At 65.7% G+C, this 23449-nt stretch carries 21 protein-coding genes; 11 read left to right on the forward strand and 10 right to left on the reverse strand.

Annotated features, from left to right (window positions below; genetic code table 11):
* The 5 genes from YU9_RS0111935 to YU9_RS45080 all read left to right on the forward strand — a co-directional run bounded on the left by YU9_RS0111935 (window position 1) and on the right by YU9_RS45080 (window position 6113).
* On the forward strand, window positions 1-1953 hold the full coding sequence (locus tag YU9_RS0111935; protein ID WP_027573042.1) for an ABC transporter ATP-binding protein/permease: 1953 nt from the start codon (window positions 1-3) through the stop codon (window positions 1951-1953).
* Window positions 1954-2167: 214 nt separating this feature from the next.
* Window positions 2168-2992 (forward strand): FkbM family methyltransferase, encoded by an 825-nt coding sequence (locus YU9_RS0111940; RefSeq protein WP_027573043.1) that lies wholly within the window; start codon window positions 2168-2170, stop codon window positions 2990-2992.
* Window positions 2993-3017: 25 nt separating this feature from the next.
* Window positions 3018-3404, forward strand: a complete 387-nt coding sequence (locus YU9_RS0111945; protein WP_027573044.1) for a VOC family protein — start codon at window positions 3018-3020, stop codon at window positions 3402-3404.
* A gap of 84 nt (window positions 3405-3488) precedes the next feature.
* A complete protein-coding gene (locus YU9_RS49850) occupies window positions 3489-3728 on the forward strand; it encodes a hypothetical protein (RefSeq protein ID WP_027573045.1) in 240 nt (79 codons plus the stop codon).
* 186 nt (window positions 3729-3914) lie between these two features.
* On the forward strand, window positions 3915-6113 hold the full coding sequence (locus YU9_RS45080) for an OmpA family protein (protein ID WP_063623713.1): 2199 nt from the start codon (window positions 3915-3917) through the stop codon (window positions 6111-6113).
* 63 nt (window positions 6114-6176) lie between these two features.
* Here YU9_RS45080 and YU9_RS0111970 read toward each other — a convergent pair whose 3' ends face one another.
* From YU9_RS0111970 to YU9_RS0112000, 7 genes are all read right to left on the reverse strand, one after another.
* The gene (locus YU9_RS0111970) at window positions 6177-7934 is read right to left on the reverse strand and encodes an alkaline phosphatase (RefSeq protein ID WP_027573049.1); all 1758 of its coding nucleotides are present in this window, start codon (window positions 7932-7934) and stop codon (window positions 6177-6179) included.
* 173 nt (window positions 7935-8107) lie between these two features.
* Window positions 8108-9445: an argininosuccinate synthase gene (argG, locus tag YU9_RS0111975; protein WP_027573050.1), complete on the reverse strand. Its 1338-nt coding sequence runs from the start codon at window positions 9443-9445 to the stop codon at window positions 8108-8110.
* Window positions 9446-9538: 93 nt separating this feature from the next.
* Window positions 9539-10315, reverse strand: coding sequence for a phosphatase PAP2 family protein (locus YU9_RS0111980; RefSeq protein ID WP_027573051.1), 777 nt, complete (start codon window positions 10313-10315; stop codon window positions 9539-9541).
* Window positions 10316-10450: 135 nt separating this feature from the next.
* Window positions 10451-10945, reverse strand: coding sequence for a hypothetical protein (locus tag YU9_RS0111985; RefSeq protein WP_027573052.1), 495 nt, complete (start codon window positions 10943-10945; stop codon window positions 10451-10453).
* 126 nt (window positions 10946-11071) lie between these two features.
* Complete coding sequence (rlmN, locus tag YU9_RS0111990) at window positions 11072-12274, reverse strand: 23S rRNA (adenine(2503)-C(2))-methyltransferase RlmN (protein ID WP_027573053.1); 1203 nt, start codon at window positions 12272-12274, stop codon at window positions 11072-11074.
* 164 nt (window positions 12275-12438) lie between these two features.
* Entirely contained in the window at window positions 12439-13116 is a 678-nt protein-coding gene (locus tag YU9_RS0111995; RefSeq protein ID WP_027573054.1) for an invasion associated locus B family protein, read from the reverse strand.
* A gap of 116 nt (window positions 13117-13232) precedes the next feature.
* A complete protein-coding gene (locus tag YU9_RS0112000; RefSeq protein WP_027573055.1) occupies window positions 13233-14072 on the reverse strand; it encodes an SDR family oxidoreductase in 840 nt (279 codons plus the stop codon).
* Between the two features lie 221 nt (window positions 14073-14293).
* On the opposite strand from YU9_RS0112000, the gene YU9_RS0112005 reads away from it, so the two are divergent.
* From YU9_RS0112005 to YU9_RS0112015, 3 genes are all read left to right on the forward strand, one after another.
* Window positions 14294-15268 (forward strand): NADPH:quinone oxidoreductase family protein, encoded by a 975-nt coding sequence (locus tag YU9_RS0112005; protein ID WP_027573056.1) that lies wholly within the window; start codon window positions 14294-14296, stop codon window positions 15266-15268.
* Window positions 15269-15678: 410 nt separating this feature from the next.
* Window positions 15679-16539: a hypothetical protein gene (locus tag YU9_RS0112010; RefSeq protein WP_027573057.1), complete on the forward strand. Its 861-nt coding sequence runs from the start codon at window positions 15679-15681 to the stop codon at window positions 16537-16539.
* Between the two features lie 18 nt (window positions 16540-16557).
* The gene (locus tag YU9_RS0112015; RefSeq protein WP_027573058.1) at window positions 16558-17721 is read left to right on the forward strand and encodes a TAXI family TRAP transporter solute-binding subunit; all 1164 of its coding nucleotides are present in this window, start codon (window positions 16558-16560) and stop codon (window positions 17719-17721) included.
* 186 nt (window positions 17722-17907) lie between these two features.
* On the opposite strand, the gene YU9_RS0112020 is transcribed toward YU9_RS0112015, so the two are convergent.
* On the reverse strand, window positions 17908-18291 hold the full coding sequence (locus YU9_RS0112020; protein WP_027573059.1) for a YkvA family protein: 384 nt from the start codon (window positions 18289-18291) through the stop codon (window positions 17908-17910).
* Window positions 18292-18390: 99 nt separating this feature from the next.
* Entirely contained in the window at window positions 18391-18681 is a 291-nt protein-coding gene (locus YU9_RS0112025) for a 4a-hydroxytetrahydrobiopterin dehydratase (RefSeq protein ID WP_027573060.1), read from the reverse strand.
* A 151-nt stretch (window positions 18682-18832) separates the two neighbouring features.
* Here YU9_RS0112025 and YU9_RS0112030 point away from each other — a divergent pair, with 151 nt between their 5' ends.
* Window positions 18833-20272: a TAXI family TRAP transporter solute-binding subunit gene (locus YU9_RS0112030; RefSeq protein WP_027573061.1), complete on the forward strand. Its 1440-nt coding sequence runs from the start codon at window positions 18833-18835 to the stop codon at window positions 20270-20272.
* A gap of 160 nt (window positions 20273-20432) precedes the next feature.
* On the forward strand, window positions 20433-21980 hold the full coding sequence (locus YU9_RS0112035; protein ID WP_156951833.1) for an alkaline phosphatase: 1548 nt from the start codon (window positions 20433-20435) through the stop codon (window positions 21978-21980).
* Between the two features lie 114 nt (window positions 21981-22094).
* On the opposite strand, the gene YU9_RS0112040 is transcribed toward YU9_RS0112035, so the two are convergent.
* Entirely contained in the window at window positions 22095-22481 is a 387-nt protein-coding gene (locus YU9_RS0112040) for a response regulator (protein WP_027573063.1), read from the reverse strand.
* Window positions 22482-22663: 182 nt separating this feature from the next.
* Here YU9_RS0112040 and YU9_RS0112045 point away from each other — a divergent pair, with 182 nt between their 5' ends.
* Entirely contained in the window at window positions 22664-23425 is a 762-nt protein-coding gene (locus YU9_RS0112045; protein ID WP_027573064.1) for a Crp/Fnr family transcriptional regulator, read from the forward strand.
* Window positions 23426-23449: the final 24 nt, after the last annotated feature.

Consider the following 23449-nt stretch of genomic DNA (forward strand, 5'->3'; position numbering starts at 1 on the left):
ATGCACAAGCCGGCCGCGACGCGCGAACAGAGTAAACAGCCGCCCATTGTCGAGACCAAAGGCGAGAACGGCGATGAAGTGACACCGCCGCCGCCCGAGCTGGTCGAACCCGACCCCGAGCTCTCACCCGAGGAAGCCGAGCAGGCCCGCAAGGATTATCTGCTGACGCGGTTCTGGATCAGCGCGCGCGGCTTCTGGGGCCACAACGGCGACCGCCTCGCCTGGCCGTTCTCGATCGGTCTCGGCGTGCTGATCGTCCTCACCGTCTGCTTCCAATACGGCATCAATGTCTGGAATCGCGCGATCTTCGATGCCATCGAGCAGCGCGATGCGACGAGTGTCTTCCATCTCACGGCGGTGTTCTTCCCGCTCGCGATCGGCAGCATCGCGCTCGGCGTCGCCCAGGTGTTCGCGCGCATGGGAATCCAGCGGCGCTGGCGCGCCTGGCTGACCGCGAGCGTGCTGACGCGATGGCTCGCCAACGGGCGCTACTATCAGCTGAACCTCGTCGGCGGCGATCACGGGAATCCCGAATACCGCATCGCCGAGGACCTGCGCATCGCGACCGACTCGCCCGTCGATTTCCTCGCCGGCGTGACGTCCGCGCTATTGTCGGCGGTGACCTTCATCGTCGTGCTCTGGACCATCGGCGGTGCACTCACCGTCACGCTCGGCGGCTCCACCATCACCATCCCCGGCTTCCTGGTGATCGCCGCGATCCTGTACGCCGCGATCGCGTCCGGCTCGATCGTGGTGATCGGCCGGCGCTTCGTGCAGGTCTCCGGGGACAAGAACCAGGCCGAAGCCGATTTCCGCTACACGCTGACGCGCGTGCGCGAGAACGGCGAGAGCATCGCGCTGCTCGGCGGCGAGCAGGAGGAGCGCGACGGCCTCGACCGCAACTTCACCAGCGTCTTGCGGCAATGGGCGCGGCTGGCCGGTCAGCACATGCGCACGACGCTGGTGTCGCAGGGGTCGGGCCTCGTTGCGCCGGTCGTGCCGCTCCTGCTCTGCGCACCAAAATACCTCGACGGCAGCATGACGCTGGGGCAGGTGATGCAGGCGGCCTCCGCCTTCACCATCGTGCAGAGCGCGTTCGGCTGGCTGGTCGACAATTATCCGCGGCTGGCCGACTGGAACGCCTGTGCGCGCCGCATCGCCTCGCTGATGATGTCGCTCGACGCGCTCGAGCGTGCCGAGCAGGGCGACGGCCTCGGCCGCATCAAGCGCGGCGAGACGCACAAGGCGATGCTGGAGCTGCGCGATCTCTCCGTCACGCTCGATGACGGCACCGCGGTGGTCGGCGAGACCGAGGTGGTGATCGAGCCCGGCGAACGGCTGCTGGTCGCCGGAGAATCCGGCACCGGCAAGAGCACGCTGGTGCGCGCCATTGCGGGGCTATGGCCGTGGGGCGACGGCAGCGTCAACTTTCATCCCGACCGGCGGCTGTTCATGCTGCCGCAGCGGCCTTACGTGCCATCCGGATCGCTGCGCCGCGCCGTCGCCTATCCCGGGGCTGCGGAGGATTGGACCGTCAGGGAGATCGGCGAGGCCCTCCACAAGGTCGGCCTCGATCATCTCAAGGAGAAGATCGAGGAAGAAGGCCCCTGGGACCAGACGCTGTCGGGCGGCGAGAAGCAGCGCCTCGCCTTCGCGCGGCTGCTGCTGCACCGCCCTGATATCGTCGTGCTCGATGAAGCGACCTCGGCGCTCGACGAGAAGAGCCAGGACAAGATGATGAAGATGGTCACCGACGAGCTGCCGAAGGCGACCATCGTCAGCGTCGCGCATCGCGCCGAGCTGGAGGCTTTCCACAGCCGCAAGATCGTGCTGGAGCGCCGCAAGGGCGGCGCCAAGCTCGTCAGCGACGTCGACCTGATTCCGCGCAAGGGCAAGCGCAAGCTGCTCGGGCGCTTCCTGCGCCAGCGCAAGCCCCCGAAGAAGGCGGCGTGAGGCTCTCTCCATCGTCCCGGACAAGCGCGCGCCGATCCGGGACCCAGCCACAGGATTGGTGTGGCGAAGACCCGGAGTGGGCATCTCGCGCCATAACGACGTCCGGTGGGTATGGGTCCCGGATCCGCGCTTGCGCTTGCCCGGGACGACACCGAAATTGTGGCCCCCATCAAAACCGGCTATGCATGCGCCGCCTGCAACGAGGACCTGCTGCTTGACGTCCGACAACGCCCATTCGTCCGCGCCATTCGGCGCGTTTGCGCCCAACGCGGCGCAGGCTGCAATTATTCGCCTCGCGCAAGCGTCGGGGCTGAAGCGCGGCGCGTTCCGGCCGTGGATGTCGCGGCTGGTCAATCTGCTGCGTAGCGGTCCGGTCGACGTGCTATATCAGGGCGCCTCGTTCCGCTTCTATCATCAGGGCAGCGCGACCGAGCGCGGCGCGCTGTTCAACCCCGACTACAATCTCGACGAGCTCGATTTCCTGCGCCAGCACACCCCTGCGGGCGGCGTGTTCGTCGATGTCGGCGCCAATGTCGGCACCTTTGCACTGGTGATGGCGCGGCAGGTCGGGCCATCAGGCAAGGTGGTCGCGATCGAGCCGCATCCGCTGACGTTTGGGCGGCTCTCCTTCAATCACGCCGCCTCGAAGACGCCGCAGGTGCGCCTGGTGCAGGCCGCGGCCGGCGACAGCGACGGCGAGCTGATGATCGAGAGCGGTGGCGGCAATCTCGGCGCCACCCATGTCGTCACCGGCACGGCCAGTGCCGAGGCCATCAAGGTGCCGTCGCTGCGCTTGATGCGCATTCTCGAGGAGGCCGGCGTCGGCCAAGTCGATTCGCTCAAGATCGACGTCGAGGGTTTTGAGGACCGCGTGCTGATCGGCTTCTTCCGCGACGCGCCGCAATCGCTCTGGCCGCGCGCGGTGGTGATCGAACACCTGTCACAAAACGAATGGCAGCAGGATTGTATTGCCGACATGGTCGCGCGCGGCTTTACGATCGCACGCAAGACACGGAGCAATACGTTCCTGTCACGCTGACAAGGACAAACAAGGGAGGCTAGCGATGATCGACCATTTGGGTTTCTCGGTCTCCGACTATGAGCGCGCGAAAGCGTTCTATGCAAGGGCGCTGGCGCCGCTCGGCTATGGCCTGATCATGGAAGTGACGGCCGAGCAGGCCGGTCACGCTGCGGCCGCAGGTTTCGGCGCCGACGGCAAGCCGGACTTCTGGTTCGGCGCGGAAGGCGCCATGAACAAGCCGGTGCACATTGCGATCGCAGCCAAGGACCGCGCCACTGTGGATGCCTTCTACAAGGCGGCGATCGCGGCCGGCGGCCGCGACAACGGGCCTCCGGGCGTCCGCCCGCATTATCATGCGAACTATTACGGATCGTTTGTGCTCGATCCCGATGGCCACAATATCGAGGCCGTCTGTCACGCGCCCGAATAAGCCGCGTTCCAGGTCACGCGTAAAGGGAACATCGGCACGGCATCATCGTTATCGTCCTCTGGACAATTGATCACGAAGGTGCCGATGCCAATCGAGCCGCCTGAGATTCCGCCGGCAACACCGGGGACTCCGACCGAGCCGCCTCCGGGAATTCCGCCGGGCAATCCGCAACCCGACATCGCGCCGCCGACGCGCGAGCCCGGCGAAGCACCGCGGCCGGATGAATTGCCCGGCCATATGCCGGAAGAGATTCCACGACGCGGACCGAACGGTCCGCTCACGCCAAATCCTGCGACGGACGCAACTCCGCAGGATCGCGTATGAGGCGAAGCATCACAGGTGAGGCGATTGCAACCTGCGTCTGAATGCGCAATGAACGTCACCATAGTGAGGTGATTTGCGTGCAGAAATAAATCGGGCCGCGGTCGCTTCGCCCGCCACAATGCGGCCTAACGCGTAGCTGTTCATCCCAACACTTCGTCAAAGAACCTTCCGGGGAAGTTCACCACCATGACCAACCTTCGTTTCGTGCTGCTTGCGACGACGGCTCTGACCGCGATGCAATTGGCCAACACCGCATCGCATGCGCAAGGCGCTTCGCCGCTCGTGGTCGCGCAGGCCCAGCCGGCCCAGCCTCAAGAGACGGGCCCTGACGGAAAACCGAAGCAGCCGCCGAAGGGACCGCCAGGGGCCGCTCCGCCTGCAGCACCCGCGCGCCCGGCGGCACCGCCGCCCGCGGCTGCGCCGCCTCACCCGCCCGCAGCGCCCCCGCCGGCAGCCGCACCGCCACGCCCGGCAGCGCCGCCACCGCCTCCACCTGCGGCCCGTCCGGCGCCTCCGCCGCCCCCGCCGCCAGCCGCTCCGAAGCAGCCTTCACCGCCGCCGCCGGCCGCCGCCCCGAAGCAGCCTTCGCCGCCGCCGGCTGCAGCGCCGCAGCAGCACGCCCCGACGCCGCCCCCTCCGGCGCCGCCGGCCGCGCGCCCGACTCCCACGCCGCCGGCACCGCCTCCTGCCGCGGCTCCGCAGCAGCACGCGCCCGCCACGCCGCCGCCTGCGGCTCGCCCGACTCCGACGCCTCCGCCGCCCCCGCCAGCGCCTCCATCGGCTCGACCGACGCCTGCGCCCACGGCAACACCGCCTGCTCCGACAGCTGCGCCCACGGCCCGCCCCGGCGCGCCTGCGCCGGCAGCCACGCCTGCTCCGACGGCGACACCCACGCCGACACCTGCGCCGACTGCAACGCCGGCTCCGGGCAGCACGCCTGGCGCGCCGCCGGCTGGCCGCCCCGGCGCACCTCCGCCCGGCGCACGCCCTGGCTCGCCGCCGCCGGCGGGATCGCCGGCCCCCGGCGCCACGCCCGCTCCAACCGCGACGCCGGCTCCCGGCAGCACTCCGACGCCGCCGGCCGGACGTCCGGGGTCGGCAACGCCCGCTCCCGGCGCAACCCCGACCCCGACGGCGACGCCAACCCCCGGCCAGCAGGGTGGAACGCCTCCTGCCGGTGCGCCCGCTGCCGGAACTCCGGCTGCGCCGCCTCAGGCCGGCAACCTCCCGCCCCGGCCCACAGCTCCGGCCGGCGCCGCGGCGCCGACGGTCGTCCCCGGCTCGCCCGCCGCAGCACCGCCGCCGAACCGGGCGCAATACGCGCCGCCGACGGTCGCACCGGCGTTCCAGGCCGCTCCCACCGTTGCAGCACCGCTGCCGCCACCGCCGCGTCCGCCGCAGCGTGACCTGACGCCGCTCGCGATCGGTGCAGGCGTGGTGGCCGGCGCCGTGATCGGCGCCACCATCGCCGATCTCCATAACCAGCGACGCGAGGTCGTCGAAGGCGGCCGCACCGTCTACACCGAGCCGGACCGCATCATCATCCGCGATCCGGGCGGGCAGGCCTATGTCCGCGGCAACGATCTCTATCGCTTCCGCTATGGCGCCCGCGACATCCGCACCGATACCGTCGGCGGCGAAACCCGCACCGTCGTGATCCGCCCCGATGGCAGCGAGGTGATCACCGTCGTCGGTCCGGACGGCTCGCTGCTGCGTCGAATCCGCAGGGACCCCGGCGGACGCGAGATCGTCATCATCGACAACAGCTACCGCGATCCGCGCGCAGTCGGCGGCTTCTATGTCGACGTGCCGCCGCCGGTCGTGAACATTCCCTATGATCGCTACATCGTCGACGCCGAGGAGGCGTCGCCGGACGTGATCTACGCGACCATGCAGGCACCGCCGGTGCAGCGGATCGAGCGGCGTTACTCGCTCGACGAGATCCGCTACAGCCCCAATGTCCGCATGCAGATGCCGAGCATCGACGTCAACACGATCAACTTCGAGACGGGATCGTGGACCATCCCGCCGGACCAGGCGGCCCGGCTGCAGGTGATCGCCGACGGCCTCAACCAGGCGATCCAGCGCAATCCGCGCGAGGTGTTCCTGATCGAGGGACACACCGATGCGGTCGGCAACGAGGTCGACAATCTGTCGCTGTCGGACCGCCGTGCGCAGGCCGCGGCCGAATTGCTGACGCAGCAGTTCGGCGTGCCCGCGGAAAACCTGACGTCGCAGGGCTATGGCGAGCAGTATCTGAAGGAGCAGACGCAAGGGCCGAGCCTGATCAACCGGCGCGTCACCATCCGTCGCATCACGCCGCTGCTCAACGGCGGCACAGCCTCGCTGCCGCCGCCCCCGCCCGGCACCGCGCCGCCGCGGTAACGGCACACAAACGCAAATGGCCGGGAGCGATCCCGGCCATTTTGTTTGAAGCGTGTGTGGCCGCTACTGGCCGGCGGCGAGCCCAAGCGCCTCGGCCATGACACGGAACACTTCGGTGTTGTCCATCGAGCCGCGCACGCGCTCGCTGCCCGGTCCGGTCGCAGTCAGGATGACGTCCTCGCCCGAATGCACGCTGGCGCCAATCAGCGCCGACAGATTGCCGGGGCGCAGCACCGCGCCCGGGACGTCCTTGTATTTGTCGTTGGCCTTGAACGTCCCGTCGTCGCCAGCCTTGACGGTCGGCTCGTTGGGATTATCCAGCTTCGGACGAAACGTCTCGTAGTGATCCGGCAGGCTGGCCGAGAAGATGGCGAGCCGTCGGCTGACGTCGATGCGTGCCGGATAACCTTCCGCATCCGGCGCCGGATAGTTGGGAAATCCGGCTTGCTCGTAGACGCCGACGCGCTCGCGCAAGGGAACGTTGGGCGCGGTGCCCATGTCGTCATTCACCGTGCCGACCAGACTGTTGGGATGATTGTGGTCCGCCAGCACCAGGATCAGGGTGTCGTCGCCACGCGCCCGCGCCCATTCACGCGTCTGGTGCACCGCGTTATCGAGCATGATCGTGTCGTAGACGGCGCGCTCCATGTCGAGCAAATGCGCGTATTTGTCGATCATTCCGGATTCGACCATCAGGAAGAAGCCGGCCTCGTTCTTCGAGAGAATGTTCAGCGCCGCCTGCACCTGCTCGGTCAGATCAGGCTGCTCGGGGAATTTCTTGACGCCACCGCCCTTCAGGAATTTGCGGTCGAGCACACCGTCCATGTTGCCGGTGGCGAACAGGCCGAGCAGCTTGCTCTTCTCCTGTTTTGCGGCAGACGCGCTAAGCTCAGTCGCGGTGGTCGCCACCTGATAGCCGGCATCGCGAAACTTCGCGATGTAGTCGGTCTCGTCCTTGCGTTTCGAGCCGGCGGCCGACTTCGGCAGAAAATTCGCGCTGCCGCCGCCCATCAGGACATCCGGCTTCGCCGTGAAGAATTGCTCGACGATCTCGTCATAGGCGGCGCGCCGGCGGGTATGCGCGACCATCGCCGCCGGCGTCGCGTCTTCGATCTCCGTATTGGTGACGATACCAACCGCCATGCCGAGCCGCCTTTTGGCGAGGCTCGTGATGGTTTCGACCTTGGGATCGTCGAACGGGCTTGCGGTGCGGTCCGCATAGACGCCGAGAGCGTTGACGGCACTCTTGTGCCCGGTCGCATAGGCGCTGGCCGAGTTCGCGGAATCGGTGATGATCGAGTCCGAGCCCGCAGTCGCCACCAGTGCCATATGCGGCATGTCGTCGATCGCGAGTTTGCCGCGGCTCTTGCCCTCGGAAATCCCCTTGGACAGGATTCTCGCGGCGACCCGATGCGCCGGCGACATGCCGTCACCGATGAACAGGATGACGTTCTTCGCCTTGCGCGGACCGGTGTCGTAGACCGTCCATGTGACGCTGCGCTGGCGCGTGCCGTCGCTCACGTCCACCGCAACGGTGCCCGGCGTGGTCAGCATGACGTCACGCAGGATCAGGGACGATTGCTCCTTGCCGTCCTCGCGCTCGACGAACGTTCCGCTGCGGCCGAACGCGGCGGCATAGTCCGCGCCGTTCACCGTCACCTTCAGCTTGGCGGGATCGACCGGCCCGGGGAGCTCGACCTTGAAGTCGAACTTGGCCCCTGCGAGGATCTCAGCACGATCGATCGGATAGATCGCCTGCGCCGACAGCGACGACGTCCAACAGAGGACGATGAGAGAGGCGAGTGCCGATCTCTTGACCATGTTCGATGCTCCGTGATCCCGCTCCGATAGAAACAGGAAGCGTAGCGATCGAGAATGACACCGTCATTAAGCTCTTGGCGCGTAGCCCGGATGGAGCGCAGCGCAATCCGGGACTCTATCGGCTTGGCGAGACTTCCCGGATTTCGCTGCGCTCCATCCGGGCTACGGAAATCTCACCCCTTGTCGCTCTCGAGCCGGAAGATCTGCGAGCCTTCGCTGCCGGAGAGCAGGCCGGTGTCGCTGTAGAGCTTCAGCTTGGTGCGGGTGTCGGCGATGTCGAGGTTGCGCATGGTGAGCTGGCCGATGCGGTCGGCCGGTGTGAAGGCGGCGTCCTCCACCTTCTCCATGCTGAGCCTTTCCGGCGCATAGGTGAGGTTGGGGCTTTCGGTGTTGAGGATCGAATAGTCGTTGCCGCGGCGCAGCTCCAGCGTCACCTCGCCGGTGACGGCGCGGGCCACCCAGCGCTGCGCGGTCTCGCGCAGCATCAGGGCCTGCGAATCGAACCAGCGGCCCTGATAGAGCAGGCGTCCCAGGCGCATGCCGCTGATGCGGTACTGCTCGATGGTGTCCTCGTTGTGGATGCCGGTGACGAGGCGCTCATAGGCGATGTGCAGCAGCGCCATGCCGGGCGCCTCGTAGATGCCGCGGCTCTTGGCCTCGATGATGCGGTTCTCGATCTGGTCGCTCATGCCGAGGCCATGACGGCCGCCGATCGCGTTGGCCTCGAGGAACAACGCGACGGGATCGGAGAAGGTCTGGCCGTTCAGCGCCGTCGGCTGGCCCTCCTCGAAACGCACGACGACCTTCTCAGGCCTAACGTTGCAGTCGTCGCGCCAGAACGGCACGCCCATGATCGGGTTGACGATCTTGATGCCGCTGTCGAGGCTCTCGAGATCCTTCGCCTCATGGGTGGCGCCGAGCAGATTGCTGTCGGTCGAGTACGCCTTCTCGGCACTCATCTTGTAGGCAAAGCCCTGCGCCGTCATGAACGCCGACATCTCGGCGCGGCCGCCGAGCTCGTCGATGAACTGCTGGTCGAGCCAGGGCTTGTAGATCTTCAGGCCGGGATTGGTGAGCAGGCCGTAGCGGTAGAACCGCTCGATGTCGTTGCCCTTGAAGGTCGAGCCGTCGCCCCAGATGTTGACGCCGTCTTCCTTCATCGCCGCGACCAGCATCGTGCCGGTGACTGCGCGCCCCAACGGCGTGGTGTTGAAATAGGTGATGCCCCCGGTCGAGATGTGGAAGGCGCCCGACTGGATCGCGGCGATGCCTTCGTGGACGAGCTGCGTGCGGCAATCGACGAGGCGCGCCTTCTCGGCGCCGAACTCCATCGCCTTGCGCGGGATCTCGTTGTAGTCGGCCTCATCGGGCTGGCCGAGATTGGCGGTGTAGGCGTAGCAGCGCGCGCCCTTCTGCTTCATCCAGAGCAGCGCCGCGCTGGTGTCGAGACCGCCCGAAAAAGCGATGCCGACTTTCTCACCCTTGGGCAGGCTTTTCAGGATCGTGGTCATGGGGCTTCCAATCGGGCTCAAGGGGCTGATGAAGGTGCGAACTTGACCGCGCGAATATCAAATTTCGCAGGGCTCGGCACCCATTTAATGGGCTCAAACCGAGGGCTCGGGGCCGGTCTTGCGGCCGAACAGGCGCTGGCGGAGCCGGTAGGCGGGCATGTTCAACCGGGTCAAGGCGGCATCGACCGCCTCGTCCGAGAACCGCGTCCGCGGCCAGCGGTAAATCAGCGCGTAGGCGAACCAGATGACGACGAAGGTCACGAGCCCGGCGATGGACACGTCGGTGAAGAAGTGGCCCCCGAAAGCCATGCGCAACCCGCTGGTCACGGCGCCGAACACCACGGCGCCGGCATAGGCGAGTGGCCGCCACGCCGGCGGCGCCAGCGCGGCCGGCGCAAGCGTCCAAAATGCCGTTGCCCCTTCGCCGGAGAAGAACGAGCAGTTGCGCCCGCAGCCGCCGCGCGGATCCCACCACGGCACGAATTGCTGATCGCCGGCAAACTCGGTCACCACCACCGGACGCGGACGGCCCCAATAATTCTTGAACGTCAGGTTGGTCAAAATGCCGGCCGACATGGTCAATGTCACCAGCAGGAAGATCACCGTGCGCCCCGCCACCATCAGCGGCCGGTCGGGCCGGATCATCTTGACCACAAGCGCGACGAGCGATGGCAGCGCGAATGCCCAGGCGATCCACATCGCCGCGTCACGCGCAAAACCGGCCCCGCCGTTCAGCTTGAGCGGGAACGTCCTGGTCTGGGGGTCGAAAAACAGCGAGGCGAGCTTGAGATCGAGCTCGGGATAGAGGCCGAAGACGACGCCGATCACGAGCCACAGCGCCAGGGCGATGAAGAGTCCAGTCCGGTTCATGGCGCGCGGTTTAGCGGAGTGGGAAGGGGATGGAAACCCTTGCAACCGTCATTCCGGGGCGGTGCGCAGCACCGAACCCGAAATCTCGAGATTCCGGGTCTGGTCCTTCGGACCATCCCGGAATGACAGCGCACACTAGCGGGCATCCGGCCTTGAATTCGACGGCAACGGCGGCGGCGGTTTCCGCGGGGGCGGCGGTTCGCGCCAGGCGCCGGCGTTGCGGCCGGCGATCAGCCAGTAGACCACGCCGGCAACGATGCCCGCCCCCGTCATGATTTCCAGGTGACGCCGCACGATACCTTCGAACTGCAACGTGTCGGAGTGAAAGGGAACAAGGCCGAGATAGCAGGCCAGCCCGACGAGGCCGCCGCCGACGGCATAGGCGAGCGCGCTGCGGATGTAGAGCGCTTCGGTGATCGCGACGATCACCGCCGCCGGCACCAGCGCGAAACCCGAGACGAAGATGAAGCCGAAGCCGAGCAGGATGTCGAGCGTGCCCTGGTCGACGGGACCGGCGCCGAGATCGGCGAATTCCGGAAACAGCAGCGCAACGACCACGATCATGCCGCCGACGAAGCAGGCGGCGAGGAAGCCGATGAAGATGACGACGAGGCGGCCGATCAGGGACATGACAGAAATGCCAACTCCGCCGTCATTGCGAGCGCAGCGAAGCAATCCAGGCTGCCTCAACGGCTAGATTCTGGATTGCTTCGCTTCGCTCGCAATGACGATACCGCGAGAGCACGGTCACAACCATCAATCCGTCATCGCCATGGCGCGCAGCGCCTGGCGCTCGCGTGCCGAGAGCTTCTCGGTCTCCGACTTGAGCTGGCCGCAGGCGGCGAGGATGTCGCGGCCGCGCGGGGTGCGGACCGGGGAGGAATAGCCGGCGTTGAAGATGTATTCGGAGAACTTTTCGATCTGGTCCCAATCCGAGCATTCATAGGCGGTGCCGGGCCAGGGATTGAACGGGATCAGATTGATCTTGGCCGGAATGCCCTTGAGCAGCTTCACCAAGAGCTTGGCATCGTCGAGCGAATCGTTGACGCCCTTGAGCATCACATATTCGAAGGTGATGCGGCGCGCGTTCGAGGCGCCGGGATAGTCGCGGCAGGCCTGCAAGAGCTCCTTGATCGGATATTTGCGGTTGAGCGGCACCAGCTCGTTGCGCAGCTCGTCGCGCACTGCATGCAGGGAGATCGCGAGCATCACGCCGATCTCCTCGCCGGCGCGCACGATGTTCGGCACCACGCCCGAGGTCGACAGCGTGATGCGGCGGCGGGAGATGCCGATGCCTTCGTTGTCGCCGACAATGAGCAGCGCATCGCGCACCGCGTCGAAATTGTAGAGCGGCTCGCCCATGCCCATCATCACGATGTTGGTGACGCGGCGCGTGCCGTCCTCGCGATCGGCCCAATCATTCAGACGATCCCGCGCGACCATCACCTGTCCGACGATCTCGCCGGCGGTGAGGTTGCGCACCAGGCGCTGTGTGCCGGTGTGGCAGAACGCGCAGTTCAGCGTGCAGCCGACCTGCGAGGAAACGCAGAGCGTGCCGCGATCGGTCTCAGGGATATAGACGCACTCGACTTCATGCGCCTTCTGGACGACGTCGCCGCTCGGCAGCCGCAGCAGCCATTTGCGGGTGCCGTCATTGGAGATCTGCTCGGCCACGACCTCGGGCCGATCGACCGTGAAATGCTGGGCGAGGTCGGCGCGGATGCCCTTCGAGATCGAGGTCATCTCGTCAAAGCTCTGGGCGCCGCGGAAATAGATCCAGTGCCACAGCTGCTGCACGCGCATCTTGCGCTGGGCCGGCGCGACCCCGATCTCGCCGAGGCGATCGGCGAGCTCGGCGCGCGACAGGCCGATCAGCGACGGTTTTGCCGGCGGCACATAGGTTTCGAGCGGAGTCTTCTCCACCAATGTTGCGTTGTGCGGCTCGGTCGAGGTTTGCATTGAATGGACCCGATTAGGTGTCGTTCCAGGCGATGCGGAGCATCGAACCCGGAACCTCGAGATTCCGGGTCTGGTCCTTCGGGCCATCCCGGAATGACGGAAAACTTGGAACACGCCCTATATAGCAACCGGAACCGCCGATTGCGACCTTATCGCCTGCGGCCTTAACGCCGACAGTCCTGGGCGATCTTGTCGAGCGCCTGGGCGAGGCCCTTCAGCGAGAAGGTGTCGGTCGTCTCCGTGCCCTTGGCCGACACGCCCTTGACCACGAGATCGGCGGATTTGCGCATGGCCTCGACCATCCGCTCCTCCTCGGCCGCGTTCTTGATCCAGAGGCCGTCGCCCTGCGTGTACATGGCGAAGGAGGCGCCGCCGACCTCGACGGTCGATTCCGAACCCGGCTTCAGCGCGTAGCCGATCATGACCGAGACCTCGTTGTTCACCTTCTCCGCCGGCCGGGTCGACACGAAGGCATAGGCGGGATCACGCGGCCGGTTCGGCGGGTTGGTCTTCGACGACGACGGCTTTGCCAGCGCGAAGCAGACCTTCTTGCCGTTCGGCGTCGCCGAGTATGCTCCCCACGTGCCGAACTGCCCGATCAGGGTCGGCTCAGCGCCACCCGCAACTCCCGCGGGCGGGGCCGCCGGTTTGCTCTCGGGCTTGGACGCCGCCTTTGCAGTCGTGTTGGCCGCCGGCGCCGCCGGCTTCGGTGCCGTCTCTTTTGGAGCAGCCTCTTTCGGGGCGGCCTTGGGCGCCGGTTGCGCCGTCTGCGCCCGCGCGGAATCGGCAATCCCCCCGGCCATGACGCCAGTCATCAAAGCTAAAATCAGCACCCGCCACATGCTGGAGTGGTTCCCTCAATATTGTGACTGGAAGATGGCCCGAGCGCGCTTTGTCCCCGGGCAGGGATAGCCGGGAAAGTCCAATTTGGGAAGGCAGTTAGCGGTATCGGCGGCGGCTAGGCCCTGGATCGCGCGGCGCGTTGCTCGGCCCATTGCGTCTCGGTCCAGCCGAGCAAATCCTCGGCGCCGGAACTGCGCAAATGCGCGCCACCGTCGATCACCACCATCTCGCCATTGATGTAGGCGGCGCGGTCCGAGACCAGATAGCTGGCGAGATCGGCAAGCTCGCCGTGCTCGCCGGTGCGGCCGAGTGGATTGCGCGCGGTCCAGCTGTCATCGCGGCCTTCGGGACGGAGCTGCCCGGTGGCCCCTGCCGTCGGAAACGGGCCCGGCGCGATCGCGACGGTGCGGATGCCCTTCGGGCCCCACTCCACCGCAAGGCTTTTGGTCATCGCCAGCACCGCCGATTTCGCCATCGCCGAGGGAACGGTGAAGGCGCGGCCGGTGATGGTGGAGGTCGAGAGGATCGACAGCACGACGCCGCCATGCTTGGCCTCGATCCAGCGCCTGCCGGCGGCGAGCGTGCAATACATCGCACCATGCAGCGTCGGCGCCAGGATCGCATCCGCGGCGCGGAAGGAGAGATGCTCGCTCTGCGCGATGAAGGTGGCAGCGGCATTGTTGACGAGGATGTCGAGCGGCGCCTCGCGCCAGATCGCATCCATCATGCTGTCGACGGCCGCACCATCGCGGATATCGCAGGCGATCGTCGTGACTTTGCCGCCGGTCTGTTCGCGCATCGCACGCGCGGTTGCCTCCAGCCGGTCGAGTTTGCGGCCGCAGATCACAAGCTCGGCGCCAAGCGTGAGGAAGCGACGTCCCATCGCAGCGCCAAGGCCCGACCCACCGCCGGTGACGAGGATGCGCTTGTGCTTGAGCAGGCTTGTTTCAAACATCGTTTGAATCCTCGCTGTTTCCACGCACTCCGTCATTGCAGGCGCAGCGAAACAATCCAGACTATTTCCGCGGCGCGGATTCTGGATTGCTTCGCTGCGCTCGCAATGACGAGGATAGGCCGATGCGTGGTCGCTGACAAAGAATCCTGATTGTCGATCCGCTCTAAATCCGGCAGAAACGACCCAACTATAATTCCACTCGAAACGCTTTAGGTGCCGCCATGAAAGCCATCCTCTGCTCGCAATATTGCCAGCCCGACGATCTCGTGCTCGCCGACGTGCCGGATCCCGTGGCGGGCCCCGGCGAAGCCGTGATCGCGATCAAGGCGGCGGCGCTGAACTTCTTCGACATCCTGATGATCCAGGGCAAGTACCAGATCAAGCCGCCATTCCCGTTCTCGCCGGCGGCGGAAGTCGCGGGCGTGATCGAGGGCATCGGCGCCGGCGTGACTGACCTGAAGGTCGGCGATCGCGTGGTCGCGTCCTGCGGCCACAACGGCGCGCGCGAGAAGATCGCGCTGCCGGCGGCGTCGATCGTGAAGATCCCCGACAATCTCGACTATGACCGCGCGGCCGGCATCATCATCATCTACGGCACCGCGCTGCATGCGCTGGAGGATCGCGCCAGCCCGAAGCCGGGCGAGACGCTCGCGGTGCTGGGCGCTGCCGGCGGCACGGGCCTTGCCGCCTGCGAGCTCGGCAGGCTGATGGGCCTGAAGGTGATCGCCTGCGCCTCGTCGGACGAGAAACTTGAATTCGCCAAGGCGCATGGCGCCGAGCTCTCGCTGAACTACGCCAAGGAAGATTTGAAGGAAGGCCTGCGCAAGCTCACCGGCGGCAAGGGCGTCGACATCATCTTCGATCCCGTGGGTGGTGCTTACGCCGAGCAGGCGCTGCGCTCGATCGCCTGGGAAGGCCGCTTCCTCGTCATCGGCTTTGCCGCCGGCGACATTCCGAAAATGCCGCTGAACCTCGCGCTGCTGAAGGGTTGCGACATCCGCGGCGTGTTCTGGGGCGCCTGGACCCGGCTCAACCCCGCCAAGAACCGCGCCAATCTCGAGAAGCTCGTGAAGTGGACCGCGGAAGGCAAGATCTCCTCGCATGTCGACCGTACCTTCCCGCTGGCGCAGACCGCGGATGCACTCAAGGTGCTGGCGGGACGCCAGGCCATGGGCAAGGTGATCCTGCATCCGTGAGGATGTAGTGGCGAATGGCGTCGCGACGCCATCGCCACATACCCAACTGTCATCGCCCGGCTTGACCGGGCGATCCAGTATTCCAGAGACCCCAGTGATTTAGCCGAGAAGCCGCGGCGTACTGGATGCCCCGGTCAAGCCGGGGCATGACAGCTGACTTTCATGGCACGCCGCTCGCACGCCGTCATTTGGTAAAGTCTCCTCAACCACTGCTGGCAAGATTGCGGTGCATTCCGCAACCTCGCCCGAATCAAACCCAAAAATTTCCCGATTCGTCCCAACCGTTGTCGCTTTTTGGGCTGATTCAAATTGCGATTTACCGGCTCCAGTTTGCTGGGCGCTCCTGGACAACAACAAGAAAACTGAAACCGGTATGCCCCGCGTTGTGTCAGTCCAGGGGGAGCATCACCATGGAGACGACGGCATACCGCCCGTCCAGGGAATCGAGGGCCTTCGATTCCGATCCAGCCGCGTCACATCCATCCACCGCATCCTACATCCGTGCGCGCGCCGCACGGATTGATCTGTCGCCGGACGATCCAATACCACTGTTCCTGTCCGATCCGCTCGGTGCGCCGAACCCGGACGAATATACCCCGCTGGAGTTGCGGCCCCGGGGCAGAATTGTCCCGCGTGTTCTCGCGGGCGTTCTCGCAGCCGTTCTGGTGGCATCCAGCCTGGCAATTCTGGCCGCGCTGTTTCAGTCCGACCTTCGCGGCATCTTCGCCGCCGTTGGCTCGGCGGGCATCGCGCTGGAGCAGGTGGCGGCCTCGGCCAGCGCGCCGGCCGTACCGCAATCTCCGCGCAAGGATCCGGGGCGCGTGACCGACGCAACCCTGGCGAGCGCTGACGCGCAGGATCTCCCTGCACCGTCAACGCCGAGCCGCGAAGCGATCGCGACCGCCTATCAGACCGCGCTGCAAGCCCAGACGCCTGTGCCTCAGCCCGCGCCGGTGACCACACCGCCCGCGCCCCCTCCGCCCGTGCGGACGCTCGACGCCGACACGGTGGCCGGGCTGATGGCGCGCGCGAAGAGCCTGTTGACGATCGGCGATATCGTTGCAGCGCGCCTGTTACTCGAGCGCGCGGCCAACGCCCAGGATGCGACAGCGGCGTTTCTGCTGGCGCAGACCTATGATCCGGCCGTGCTGGGCACCAGCGACACGCGGCGCATCGCCGCCGATGCGACCGCTGCGCGCGACTGGTACGAGAAGGCCGCGGCACTCGGATCGACGGAGGCGCGGCAGCGCCTCGCCCAGCTTCAGAACTAGTACTTTTTAGAGGACATCATGCATAACGCTTTGAAAATGGCGCTTGCCGCCATCATGACGATCTGTGCCTTCGCGGCACGTGCTGAGCAGCAGACCGAATACGATCCGGCCAAGGTCTCCGACAGCCTCAAGGCCATCTTCCAGTTCGGCTCGACCTCGACCAAGCAGGCGCTGAACGCCAACACCGTCACGCTGATCACCGGCACGATCGGAGGCACCTATGTGCAGTTCGGCGCCGACCTCGCCTCGGTGCTCGACGACGGTAACAAGATCCGCGTGCTGCCGATCGTCGGCCGCGGCTCGGTGCAGAGCGTCGCCGACATCCTGTTCCTGCAGGGCGTCGATCTCGGCATCGTGCGCGCCGACACGCTCGACTATCTCGAGCGCAAGGGATTCGCCAAGGACATCAAGCGCCAGTTCACCTATGTGACGAAACTCTACAACGAGGAGATGCAGGTGATCGCGCCGAAATCGGTCGCGACCCTCAAAGATCTCGAGGGTAAGACGGTCAGCGTGGACCTGCCCAACGGCGGCACCTTCGTCACCGCGCTCACCGTGTTCGAGCGGCTCGGGATCAAGGCGAAATTCGTCTATGTCGAGCAGCGCATCGCGATGGAGAAGCTGAAGGCCGGCGAGATCGACGCCGTCATCGTGGTCGGCGGCAAGCCGTACAAATCGGTCTCGACATTCGGCAATGACGGCCGTTTCCATCTCGCGAAGGTAGACTACGCAAAGCCGCTGCAGAACGACTACCTGCCGGCCACCCTGACCGCGAAGGACTATCCGAACCTGATCAAGGAGGGCGAGAGCGTCGACACGATCGCGGTGCCTGCGGTGCTCGCGGCCTATAATTGGGCGGCCAACACCGAGCGCTATCGCAAGCTCGCGCTGTTCGTGGACGCGTTCTTCACGAAATTCCCCGCGCTGCAGAACCCGCCCTTCCATCCCAAGTGGAAGGAGGTCTCGCTCGCGGCGCCGCTTTCCGGCTGGAACAGGTTGCCGGTGGCGCAGCAATGGCTCGACAAGCACGGTATCGAGCCGGTGACGCGCCAGCGCTTCGAGGCGTTCCTGAAGCAGAGCCCCGCGGCCGCCAAGGTATCGGACGCCGACAAGGAGACGCTATTCAGGCAATTCCAGGCGTGGGACGCGGAGAAGGCGCGGGCGGAGGCGGGGAAGAAGTAACGAGCGGCGTTGCGGCCGATGGTGTCGCAAGCGCTACCCACACACTCGCTGTCATCGCCCGGCTTGACCGGGCGATCCAGTACTCCGTGACGGCAGCGATTGAAACGAGAGGCCGCGGCGTACTGGGATTCCCCGCCTGCGCGGGGAATGACAGTGTGGCTGGGGGCTACGGCGTGCCGCCAACGCCTACTGCTCCGTCTCCTCCGCACCTACCCCACGCTTCAGCGCGGCGCGGGCGGCCTCGCGGTGCTCGATCGTGATGTGGCTGGCGACCATGCGGATGGCGGTGGCGAGGACGGCGGCGTCATCGGCGAAGCCGAGGACCGGCATCACGTCCGCGACGAAGTCGAATGGCAGGATGAAATAGGCGATCGCACCCAACAGCGAGGCCTGGACGTGGCGCGGCGTCTGCCGATCGAACGCGCAGTAATAGGCGGCAAGCAAATCCTCCGCGAACGGCAGCTGCGCGGCGACACGCTTCAGCTTGCGCCAGAAGCGGCGGCGCACGCTCTCGCGATCTTGCGCGAGCCGATCGGCTGGCTCGAAGCCGACGCTGTGCTCGGCAGCCATGCTCAGATGCTCCCCGTTCTGCCGGAGGCGGCGGATCGCCCATCCCGGCTGATCACAAGATGGGGATGCGGCCGGCCCCTGCAAGACGTCAGCTTGGTGTCAGCCTGCGATGGCGTTCATCGCCTTGGCCAGGGCGGTGTCGCGCGCGGTGACGCCGCCGGCGTCGTGGGTCGACAGCACCACCTCAACCGTCTTGTAGACGTTGCGCCATTCGGGGTGGTGATCCATCTTCTCGGCGACCAGCGCGGCGCGGGTCATGAAGCCGAACGCCTCGTTGAAATCCTTGAAGACAAAGGTTTTCCCGATGGCGTCGCGGCCTTGGGCTTCAGTCCAGCCCGGTAGTCCGCCGAGCGCCTGCTTGCGCGCCTCCGCCGAGAGCCGTTCTGCCATGCTCGTCTCCGTCCTTTAGGGGAACTTTACTCTAACACCGCCCCGGCGCCCGGGTTCATACCGGATTTCCTGCATCCGCTAACCATGACGGAGATGTAACCCCGCCGGACAAGAAATTTGCTACAATTGCGAGCGTAAATCGCCGGCCAAGATGAAACTGAGCCTGAAGCGCCTGTTTGGGAGATCGATGACCGGGGGATTGGACCTGGCCGAAACGCCCCCTTCGCCGCGATCCGCGGCGCGGAAGACGGCGCTCGTGTCTCTGGCATTCGTGCTTGCGATCATCGGCGCACTCGCCGGCGGCTATTACTTCGCGATGCGCCCCGTGACGCTCAGGATCGCGGTCGGCCCCGCCAACAGCGACGACGTCAAGGTCGTGCAGACGCTGACGCAGGCCTTCACGCAGAGCAAGGGCCAGGTGCGGCTGCGGCCGATCCAGACCGACGGCGCCACGGCCAGCGCCAACGCGCTCGCGGAAGGCAGGGTCGATCTCGCCATCGTGCGCGGCGACCTCGATGTGCCGAAGAACGCGCAGGCGGTCGCAACCCTGCGCAAGAACGTCGTGGTGCTGTGGTCGGTCCAGGGCAAGGGCAAGAAGAAGGGCGCCAAGATCACCAAGATCGCGCAGCTCGCCGGTCATCGCGTCGGCGTGGTCGGCCGCACCCAGGCCAACGTCAACCTGCTCAAGGTGATCCTGCAGCAATATGGCGTCGATCCCGCCAAGGTCGAGATCGTGCAATTCCCGGCAAACGAGGTTGCCGAGGCGATCAAGGCGCAGAAGGCCGACATCTATCTCGCGGCCGGCCCCGTCAACAGCAAGATCACGGCGGACGCGATCGCCGCCTCCACCAAGGATTTCGGCGCGCCCACCTTCCTCGCGATCGATTCGGCGGACGCGATCGCGCAAAACCATCCGGTCTACGAAGCGTCCGAGATTCCCGCCGGCACCTATGGTGGCTCACCCGCCCGCCCGGAGGACGAGGTCAAGACCATCAGCTTTTCGCACCACATCGTGGCGCGCAAGGGCGTGTCCGAAACCACCATCGCGGCGTTCACGCGCCAGCTGTTCGCCGTGCGCCAGCAACTGGTGACGGAATTCCCGCTGGCGGCGAAGATCGAAACGCCCGATACCGACAAGGATGCGGTGATCCCGGTGCATCCGGGTGCGGCCGCCTTCGTCGACGGCGAGGAAAAGACCTTCCTCGACAAATACAGCGATTACATCTGGTGGGGCCTGATGGCGCTGTCCGCCATGGGCTCGATCGGCGCCTGGTTCGCCGGCTATCTAAAGAAGGACGAGCGCAACAGCAACAATCATCAGCGCGAACGTCTGCTCGACATGATCTCGGCGGCGCGCAAGTGCGAGACGATCGACGAGCTGGACCAGATGCAGACCGAGGCTGACGACATCCTGCGCGATACGCTGCGTTGCTACGATCACGGCGCGATCGAGGAAGGCGCGCTCACAGCGTTCAACATCGCGCTCGACCAATTCCACGCCGCGGTCGCCGACCGCAAGGCGCTGCTGATGAGCCTGCCGCAGAACCTGCAACGCGCAGGCGCGCAGTTCCGCGCCGCCGGTAACGCGTGAGCGCTCAGGCGCGTTATTGCTGCGTCACATTGTCTCAATATAGGTTCACTGTCATTCCGGGATGGTCCGAAGGACCAGACCCGGAATCTCGAGATTCCGGATTCGCGCTTCGCGCGCTCCGGAATGACAGCGAAAGATGCGCCAGCCAGCGAACACACCCATGAACATCAAATTCTCCCGCCGCCGCTTCCTCGCCACCAGCGCCGGTGCGCTCGGCACGATCGCGCTGCCGTATCTCTCGCGCGCAGCCGACCGGCCGGCGGTCACTCACGGCGTGCAGGCCGGCGACGTCACCGTCGACGGCGGCGTGGTATGGGCGCGCGCCGACCGTCCATCGCAGATGCTGGTGGAGGTGGCGACGACCGAGTCCTTCAAGGACGCCCGTGCGCTACCGCCGATCGCGGCGCTGCCCGAGAGCGACTTCACCGCAAAGATGCTGATCGAGAACCTGCCGGGTGGACAGGACATATTCTACCGCGTCCGCTTCCGCGATCTCTCGCACAGCGCGGTCGAGTGCGAGCCGGTCGTCGGCCGCTTCCGCACCGCGCCGGCCGACCGCCGCGACGTCAGCTTCGTCTGGGGCGGCGACGTCGCAGGGCAAGGCTGGGGCATCAACCCCGACGACGGCGGCATGTTCACCTTCTCGGCAATGCGCAAGCACCTGCCGGACTTCTTCCTGCATTCCGGCGACACCATCTATGCCGACGGTCCTATCCAATCCGAGGTGAAGCTTGCCGACGGCAAGATCTGGAAGAACGTCACCATCCCGGAGAAGGCCAAGGTCGCCGAGACGCTGGACGAGTTCCGCGCCGCGCACAAATACAATCTAACCGACGACAATCTCCGTGCCTTCAATGCGGAAGTGCCGATCTTCGTGCAGTGGGACGACCACGAAGTGACCAACAACTGGTCGCTGTCGAAAGAGCTGCCGGCCGCCTACAAGGTGCGCGACATCTCGCTGCTCGCGGCCCGCGCGGGTCGCGCCTTTCGCGAGATGTATCCGATGCGCGAGAGCATCACTGAGCCCAGCCGCGTCTATCGCCAGATCTCCTACGGCCCGCATCTCGACGTGTTCGTGCTCGACGAGCGCAGCTATCGCGGCCCGAACGGCACGAACCAGGAAACGGCCTACGGCCCTGCCGCCTACTTCCTAGGTCCGGATCAGATGGCATGGCTAAAGCGAAGCCTTCTCAACTCGCGTGCGACCTGGAAGGTGATTGCTTCCGACATGCCGCTCAGCATCCTGGTCTATGACGATGCTACCAACAAAAAAGGCTCGGAGGCCTTTGCGCAAGGCGATGGGCCGGTGCGCGGCCGTGAATTCGAGATCGCTGACCTCCTGCGCTTCATCAAGATGGCGCCGATCAAGAACACGGTCTGGCTGACGGCCGACGTGCATTATGCCGCCGCGCACTATTACAACCCCGACAAGGCACAGTTCCAGGAATTCGATCCGTTCTGGGAATTCGTGTCGGGCCCTCTGCACGCCGGAACGTTCGGACCGGGCGAGATGGACAACACCTTTGGACCCGAGGTGCGCTTCGTCAAGGCGCCCGGTCCAGACAAGCAGAACCTGCCGCCGTCAGCCGGCATGCAGTTCTTCGGTCACGTCAAGATCGACGGCTCCTCCGGCCAAATGACGGTGACCCTGCGCGACCGCGCCGACGTCGCATTGTGGTCGACCACGCTCGACCCGAAGCAGAGCTGATCGCTCGAGCAGGATGAACTGAGTTGAATCGATGCGCGCTCAGGCCGCGGCTCACCTCTCCCGTCGGGGAGAGGTGGACAGCGGACAGTCCGCCGAACTTGATTTCACCAGGCTTTAGCCCGCGGCGCGTAGCCGAAGCGCCGCTTCCAGCGCGTCGCTCGAGCACGGCTTCTGCAAGCGCGGCTGGCTGGCGAATTCGGGCGGTATCCGCGCCTCGGCGCCGTAGCCGGTAACGAAAACGAACGGAACCTTAAGCGCGATCAGCCGCTCGGCAATCGCAAAGCTGGTCTCGCGGATCAATTCGACATCAAGCAGCGCGAAATCCGGTGCGCGCGCCGCGATCGCGCTCAACGCCTGCGCCACCGATCCCACGGTGCGCACGCTCTTCACGCCAAATCCGAGGAGGCGATCCTCGAAATCGATCGCAATAATCGGATCGTCCTCGACGATCAGGACATCGGCGGGAACATCGGACGCACCGTCTGGGGAAGCAGGTATCATGATCTTGGCTATCGAGGGCTGCGTGTTTTTATCCTCAGGCAGCCTCATCTTGATACCTGCAACCAGCGCATCAGTGGGGTTCCCGGAACGAAACTCACCACACAAGAGTTTTCTCGTCTGTTCACTTGTGCAGATGGCCGGCGGACGGAACTCGCTAGCGTGGAAAGAGAGGGGGATCCACAATGGACGCACGTACTACGGCAACCGATGTCGAGAGCCGGCCGGCCAACAATCTGCTGAGGCGTTTGAGACAGGCAGACTACGCCCTCCTGGCGCCGCACGTGACCGTCGAGGACTCCGCAGCAGGCCAATTGCTCTACAATCCCGGCGATGACGTCCAGGTCGTCCACTTCCCCTGCGGACCGTCACTCGCGACTTTCCTCGTCCCCAACGAGGATGGCCGCGACGTCGAAACCATTCTGGTCGGCCGCGAAGGCGCAGTGGGCGGCATCGTCAGCGAGGGGTTTCTCCCGGCCTACACCCGGATCTGCGTGAAATTCGGCGGGCCGTTTGCGCGCATTCATGTCGGCAAGCTCGAGGCAGCCAAGCTGCGGTCGCCGTCGCTGCGCAACATCTTTGCCCGCTACGCCGACTGCATGCTGGCGCAGATCTTCCAGTCCACCGCCTGCAACGCCATCCACTCGATCGAGCAACGCACGGCGAAGTGGATTCTGGCGGCGATGGAGCGGACCGGCGACGAGAGCAGCGTGCCGCTGACGCATGAGCAGCTCGCGACATTGCTCGGGGTCGGACGCAGCTATGCCAGCCGTGTGCTTCAGTCGTTTAGGGCGGAACGGATTCTCGACACCAGGCGCGGATCGATCCTGGTGCGCAGCCGCGACGGGCTGCGCCAGCGCGCCTGCCTGTGCAATGACGCCGTGAAGATGCATTTCGAGGAGGTGCTGAGCGGGGTCTATCCGACCGAGGAGCGGGAGGCGGGGTAGCCGTCTTGTTTCCTTCCTTTTCCC

It is taken from the genome of Bradyrhizobium sp. WSM1743, assembly GCF_000473065.1.
Lineage (GTDB): Bacteria > Pseudomonadota > Alphaproteobacteria > Rhizobiales > Xanthobacteraceae > Bradyrhizobium.

Coding starts and splice junctions, on each gene's coding strand:
- YU9_RS0111935 (WP_027573042.1), top strand. CDS start 1: ATGCACAAGCCGGCCGCGACGCGCGAACAGAGTAAACAGCCGCCCATT.
- YU9_RS0111945 (WP_027573044.1), top strand. CDS start 3,018: ATGATCGACCATTTGGGTTTCTCGGTCTCCGACTATGAGCGCGCGAAA.
- YU9_RS49850 (WP_027573045.1), top strand. CDS start 3,489: ATGCCAATCGAGCCGCCTGAGATTCCGCCGGCAACACCGGGGACTCCG.
- YU9_RS45080 (WP_063623713.1), top strand. CDS start 3,915: ATGACCAACCTTCGTTTCGTGCTGCTTGCGACGACGGCTCTGACCGCG.
- YU9_RS0111970 (WP_027573049.1), bottom strand. CDS start 7,934: ATGGTCAAGAGATCGGCACTCGCCTCTCTCATCGTCCTCTGTTGGACG.
- argG (WP_027573050.1), bottom strand. CDS start 9,445: ATGACCACGATCCTGAAAAGCCTGCCCAAGGGTGAGAAAGTCGGCATC.
- YU9_RS0111980 (WP_027573051.1), bottom strand. CDS start 10,315: ATGAACCGGACTGGACTCTTCATCGCCCTGGCGCTGTGGCTCGTGATC.
- YU9_RS0111985 (WP_027573052.1), bottom strand. CDS start 10,945: ATGTCCCTGATCGGCCGCCTCGTCGTCATCTTCATCGGCTTCCTCGCC.
- rlmN (WP_027573053.1), bottom strand. CDS start 12,274: ATGCAAACCTCGACCGAGCCGCACAACGCAACATTGGTGGAGAAGACT.
- YU9_RS0111995 (WP_027573054.1), bottom strand. CDS start 13,116: ATGTGGCGGGTGCTGATTTTAGCTTTGATGACTGGCGTCATGGCCGGG.
- YU9_RS0112000 (WP_027573055.1), bottom strand. CDS start 14,072: ATGTTTGAAACAAGCCTGCTCAAGCACAAGCGCATCCTCGTCACCGGC.
- YU9_RS0112005 (WP_027573056.1), top strand. CDS start 14,294: ATGAAAGCCATCCTCTGCTCGCAATATTGCCAGCCCGACGATCTCGTG.
- YU9_RS0112010 (WP_027573057.1), top strand. CDS start 15,679: ATGGAGACGACGGCATACCGCCCGTCCAGGGAATCGAGGGCCTTCGAT.
- YU9_RS0112015 (WP_027573058.1), top strand. CDS start 16,558: ATGCATAACGCTTTGAAAATGGCGCTTGCCGCCATCATGACGATCTGT.
- YU9_RS0112020 (WP_027573059.1), bottom strand. CDS start 18,291: ATGGCTGCCGAGCACAGCGTCGGCTTCGAGCCAGCCGATCGGCTCGCG.
- YU9_RS0112025 (WP_027573060.1), bottom strand. CDS start 18,681: ATGGCAGAACGGCTCTCGGCGGAGGCGCGCAAGCAGGCGCTCGGCGGA.
- YU9_RS0112030 (WP_027573061.1), top strand. CDS start 18,833: ATGAAACTGAGCCTGAAGCGCCTGTTTGGGAGATCGATGACCGGGGGA.
- YU9_RS0112035 (WP_156951833.1), top strand. CDS start 20,433: ATGAACATCAAATTCTCCCGCCGCCGCTTCCTCGCCACCAGCGCCGGT.
- YU9_RS0112040 (WP_027573063.1), bottom strand. CDS start 22,481: ATGATACCTGCTTCCCCAGACGGTGCGTCCGATGTTCCCGCCGATGTC.
- YU9_RS0112045 (WP_027573064.1), top strand. CDS start 22,664: ATGGACGCACGTACTACGGCAACCGATGTCGAGAGCCGGCCGGCCAAC.